The following is a 4414-nucleotide window of genomic DNA, read 5'->3' on the forward strand; positions in this document are numbered from 1 at the left end:
GTTGGGCGAGGCCTCGGGCACCTGTTCCACCAGCAACCGGCACCGACGCAGATCCCCCGCATCGTGGGGATAATCGATGTCCTCGGGGAGCGATCCTTCCCCGTGTTTCGCTTTTGCATAGTCCGCCAGCGTCTCCGAAGACAGCCCGCGTTCGCCGAACTCATACCAGTGCCTCAGCCGCTCGGTGAAGCCGGCGCCGGCATCCGGCCGATTCTTTTCCGCTTCGGCCTTCTGTTCGTCTCGGCGTTGAATCAGCGCATCCTGCGGACCGAGGAAATAGGTCCACCCCAGACGTCTCGACAGATCGACATCCATCTGAAGTGACGGATCCTGTTCCGCCAGCCCGTGGAAAAGGCTGGCGATCAGGCGCATGGACGCGCCCTGCGGCGCCTCAATACCGAAACAGCCGTCCGGCATCTCGTGGATGATGACCTGGTTGGGGGTGCCCGCCAAATGGTCGGGCTCCTGCGTGTTTTCTTCCATGATTTCTTCGATCTCTTCTCGTGGGTTTCCTATCCGCCGCCGAGCACCCGACGCATATCCGCCAGACGCTTGGGGCCGATGCCTTCGATCGACAGCAATTCCTCATCCGAGGCGTTCACGACTTCCGCCAGGGTGTCGTACTGCGACGCGATGCGCTGGGCGAAAGCCCCGCTCAAACCGGGCAGCCCCTCGAGCACGAACGCCAGCCGCTCCTTTTGCCCGGCCGGCTTCTTCCCGCGCAGCGGCGGGACGTACCCCAGGCCCGACCGGTCGTGGGTCGCCAGCTTCACGAGGACGTAGGCCGTGTGATGCACCGAATAGGTGGTGATCACGTTCAGCCGCTGGACGGTCACCAGGAACGAGATCGCCCCGTCCACCTGCTGCGGCGTCATGGCCTGCTGGGACTGGTGGGGCTCGCCTTCCAGGATGAAAATCGGCAGGCATCCCTCCGCCAGCCGCATCTTCTCCGACTGCGTGAACAGGCGCTTGTCCTCCCCGATCACGGAGGCCTCGAAATCGGTGTGACCGTCACTGTTCCCTCGGCACGACTTGCGCTCGATCACGATGGACCCGTTGATTTCGATATCGCCCATCGGCAGCTCCGCGCGCTCGATCTCGACGTTCGGGATGCCCGCCAGCGCGTCGAACAGCTCCGGCGGCTCGCGATGGTCCACCCGAATGGTGACCGGGTCCGGTACCGGAATCGTCCGCGGATCCAGTGCGGCCACCTCGGCATCGCGGTGTGCGGGACCCCGGGTCGCCCGCGCCGGGGGCGGGGCGGCCGGCTCCTTCTCGCTCGCTTCCACCACGTCTTCCAGGCTCATGCCGGCCAGGTCCGCCGCCGAGTCGAGGATGCCGGCTTCGAACAGTTGCTCCAGCGCGTGTTCGTGCCAGTCGCCGGCCACCAGGCGGATGCCGATCCGGGAGCGCCCGATGGGCTCGAAATACAGCTTGTTCTCGCGGGGAACGCCCGGCATGCCATTGATATACACGCGGCGAAGCGTTTTGCGCTTGGGGTGCTGCCAGAGGGCCATTCGCATGGCGCGTTCTCCTGTTCGTTCAGGCAGGGAACCCGACCCGCCCGGTGATCCGGATGGAAGCCTTCAAGGGGTCCTCGATCTCCCGCTCGGTCTCCACGATATAACTGGCGACATGCGTTGCGGCCCACATGGCCCGAACGCTTTTCTTGAACCAGGTCACCCCCTGAATACGATGCACCAGGTCCGCCGATCCGTTTTCATCAATGCGAATGGCGATCGGCAATACGCCATACTGACGCCCCAGGTACTGGAATCCATTGCGGTACAGCGTCTCACGATCCAGCCAGAACATCAGTCCCTCCATGGAACGGCGCGTGTGGGCGCGAATTCGTGTCTTGATGGGCACATGATCGAGGCCAGATACACGACCTCGACGGGGGTGGCGATCGACAGCGCGCGGTAATGCGCCGGGGATTTCAGCTCCAGCTTCTTCGCCATCGATCGACGGATCTGCTCGATCTCGTCGTCCGATACGGCCTCGGTCTCCAGCCAGGCGCCCGCGCTCGGATTCGCTTCGTCCGAGTGAATGATCTTCAGGCGCCGTACCTCGCTTTCCACCAGCTCCAGGCCGTCGAATCGCTGGAACCCGATCAGATCCCCCACCTCCAGGGAGAAACCGCTGATCGTCTGCCCATTGCGCTGCACGGACACCTCGGCCGTGGCGATGCCGCACATCTCGACCTGAAATGCGATCCGCGGCGGTTCGGGGTCGTCCGGGGTCTCCTGCGCACACGACACAAAACGGCGGTAGCCGCAATCGGAGATAAACCGCATCTCTTCGGTCAGTGTTCGGGATCCCTGCAGGGTGCGCAGTTCGATCAATTCGTTTCCCCCTCGTGTTGCGAACGGTCCAGATCCGGGATCCGTTCACCGGCTTCGATGCCGTGCTCCTCGAACCATCCGGCATGGACCTCCAGGGCGTAAGGAACCGGGCCCGCGGACTCATGCTGGCGGGTGGTCTCCGGCTGCATGGTCTCGATGTTGGTGATGACCCCCTCGGCGTCGATGAACGCGACATCCAGCGGGATGAGCGTGTTTTTCATCCACATCGCCCGAGGGCCGGCGTTGTCCCACAGGAACAGCATTCCGTGGTCATCCGGCAGAGACTGGCGGTGCATCAGCCCGCGTCGCTGACTTTCGGGGCTGGCGGCGAGCTCAACCGTCAGCGTCCGGTCGCCCACCTCCAGGGGTAGGGTCGGCAGATCCCCGGGGGTGTTCTTTGCGACGTCGCTTCGGCTGTTTTCGGCGATTGCCAGGCTCATGCCGACCATGAGCCCCACCGTCAGGCCCACCAGAATGGAGACCCACGGGATATAGATACTCGAAGGAACATGCATCACGATTAAGCCCTGCTGCTAACCTGTTCTCGGGACTCCCAACGCTTTCGGGCGCGCGTCCAGGCCTGCGGCGCACTGCGGCCCATGGCATACGGCTGCTCCACACCCGGCAGGAGGATCACGAAATGCGGGTGAGGGGAGGCGCCCCGGCGCTGGCACCGCGTCCCCTCCGGAAGCACCCGCATGGCGTCTTCCCGCGGGCTGGTTCCGGGCAGGGGGCCCAGTGCCATCATGCGTTCACCTCACGTTCGTAAGCCGCCCGTGCCTCTTCGAAAGAATCGCCTTCGTAGACCACCTTTTCGCCCAGGCGAATTTCGAAATCGTTCGCGCCGACGTTGGTGACGAACTCGAGGGGCTTGCGGAATGATCCGCGAGTCACCATGCAGCTTGCATACACCAGGCGCTGTTTCTCCACCCAACGGAAGAAATCCTCGCGGTCGATCGTTCGATCCAACGTCAAGCCTCCTTTTTCATCGGCTGATACCCTCCGGCAAAACCCCGAACCGGCGCCCCATAGACATCTTCCAGCCCGTAGTCCCGAGCGAACCGGGCCATCCACTCCTCGATCTGCGCGGGTTCCCCGCCGATCAATCCGACCTTGATGCGTTTCGATCGAGCATCTTCCATGCGGTATTCCACCGGCACCCCCAGCTGCATCGAAGCCTCCGGCAGCTCATTGATCGTCCCCGGGAGCCGCACGATGGGGCCACCCGCGATCTCCACCACCTGTTCCGGATTGCGCAACGCCTGCATGATCGTGGCCCGGGCTTCCCGGATACGCATCCGGACCGTCTCCTCCGGCTGGTTCTGGTGCTTCGCGCGTGTCTGTACCCGCCAGGTCTCGATCTCCTCGGACGAAATTCCCGGGCAGCATTCTTCGTACGCGGCCTTCAGGCAGTGATCCGCCGCGGCCGCCAGGTACAGATCCCGCATGTGCGGGGCTACGGCCTCCGCGAAAAGCGGCCCCATCGCCTGCGGTTCCGCCAGGTCGCTATTGATCCAGTTGACCACCTGACCGATCGATGAGCCCTCCCAGAAGGCCTCCGGTGCGCAGTCAAACCCGGGATCGCCGGGGTTATGGTGATCCACGCGCTGGATGACCCGCTCGTGGCACTCCTTGGGCGCGCTCTCCGCAAAACCGCACTCTACGAGCACCAGCGGTACGTCACCGGGAAGCCCCGGACACTGATCGACAGCGTAGGCGTTGCCCGGGTGAACGGGCGATCCTTTCGACCACCCCTGAATATAGCCGCTCACCAGCCCGAGCTTTCGGGCCAGCCCGACGACCGTCTTGATTCGCGCCATCTCGGGGTCATCCGCCCCGAGTACAAAAATCGGTTTCGCATCCGTCGCCGTCAATTCCAGGATCTCCTGTCGTCTGGATTTGCGGTCATCCTAACCCGTTTTCTCTCCCTGTCGATTTTCTTGTTACATGCTGAATGTTATCCGATCGCCTTCTTGTTTTCGACCTTCCTTTTGGTCTAGCGTTGTCGTTTCCCAAAACAGCATGAGAGGTGAAAATGAAGTGGTATGTTCACTTTGAACAAGGTGGTG

General features: G+C 63.1%; 7 protein-coding genes. All 7 read right to left on the minus strand.

Annotation, left to right across the window (positions count from 1 at the left end):
• Positions 1–483, minus strand: a 483-nt coding sequence (locus F573_RS14445) for a hypothetical protein (RefSeq protein ID WP_051075395.1), incomplete at its 3' end; no start/stop codon positions are given.
• 29 nt (positions 484–512) lie between these two features.
• Entirely contained in the window at positions 513–1523 is a 1011-nt protein-coding gene (locus F573_RS0113540) for an ERCC4 domain-containing protein (RefSeq protein WP_026300945.1), read from the minus strand.
• Between the two features lie 19 nt (positions 1524–1542).
• Positions 1543–1815 (minus strand): hypothetical protein, encoded by a 273-nt coding sequence (locus F573_RS0113545; protein ID WP_019023038.1) that lies wholly within the window; start codon positions 1813–1815, stop codon positions 1543–1545.
• Positions 1815–2345, minus strand: coding sequence for a hypothetical protein (locus F573_RS0113550; RefSeq protein WP_019023039.1), 531 nt, complete (start codon positions 2343–2345; stop codon positions 1815–1817). The genes F573_RS0113545 and F573_RS0113550 overlap by 1 nt, the downstream gene beginning before the upstream one ends.
• Positions 2342–2860 (minus strand): DUF192 domain-containing protein, encoded by a 519-nt coding sequence (locus F573_RS0113555; RefSeq protein WP_019023040.1) that lies wholly within the window; start codon positions 2858–2860, stop codon positions 2342–2344. Before F573_RS0113555 ends, F573_RS0113550 begins: the two co-directional genes overlap by 4 nt.
• A 229-nt stretch (positions 2861–3089) precedes the next feature.
• Positions 3090–3314 (minus strand): hypothetical protein, encoded by a 225-nt coding sequence (locus tag F573_RS0113565; protein WP_019023042.1) that lies wholly within the window; start codon positions 3312–3314, stop codon positions 3090–3092.
• A 2-nt stretch (positions 3315–3316) separates the two neighbouring features.
• Positions 3317–4165 carry a hypothetical protein gene (locus F573_RS0113570; protein ID WP_155986685.1) on the minus strand — a complete coding sequence of 283 codons (849 nt, stop codon included), beginning with the start codon at positions 4163–4165 and terminating at the stop codon, positions 3317–3319.
• Between the last annotated feature and the right edge of the window lie 249 nt (positions 4166–4414).

Origin of the sequence: Thioalkalivibrio sp. ALE23 (assembly GCF_000378545.1) — a bacterium.
Lineage (GTDB): Bacteria > Pseudomonadota > Gammaproteobacteria > Ectothiorhodospirales > Ectothiorhodospiraceae > Thioalkalivibrio.

Excerpts from the sequence above, each read along its gene's own strand:
- F573_RS0113540 (WP_026300945.1), bottom strand. The coding sequence starts at position 1,523 with ATGCGAATGGCCCTCTGGCAGCACCCCAAGCGCAAAACGCTTCGCCGC.
- F573_RS0113570 (WP_155986685.1), bottom strand. The coding sequence starts at position 4,165 with ATGGCGCGAATCAAGACGGTCGTCGGGCTGGCCCGAAAGCTCGGGCTG.
- F573_RS0113555 (WP_019023040.1), bottom strand. The coding sequence starts at position 2,860 with ATGCATGTTCCTTCGAGTATCTATATCCCGTGGGTCTCCATTCTGGTG.
- F573_RS0113545 (WP_019023038.1), bottom strand. The coding sequence starts at position 1,815 with ATGTTCTGGCTGGATCGTGAGACGCTGTACCGCAATGGATTCCAGTAC.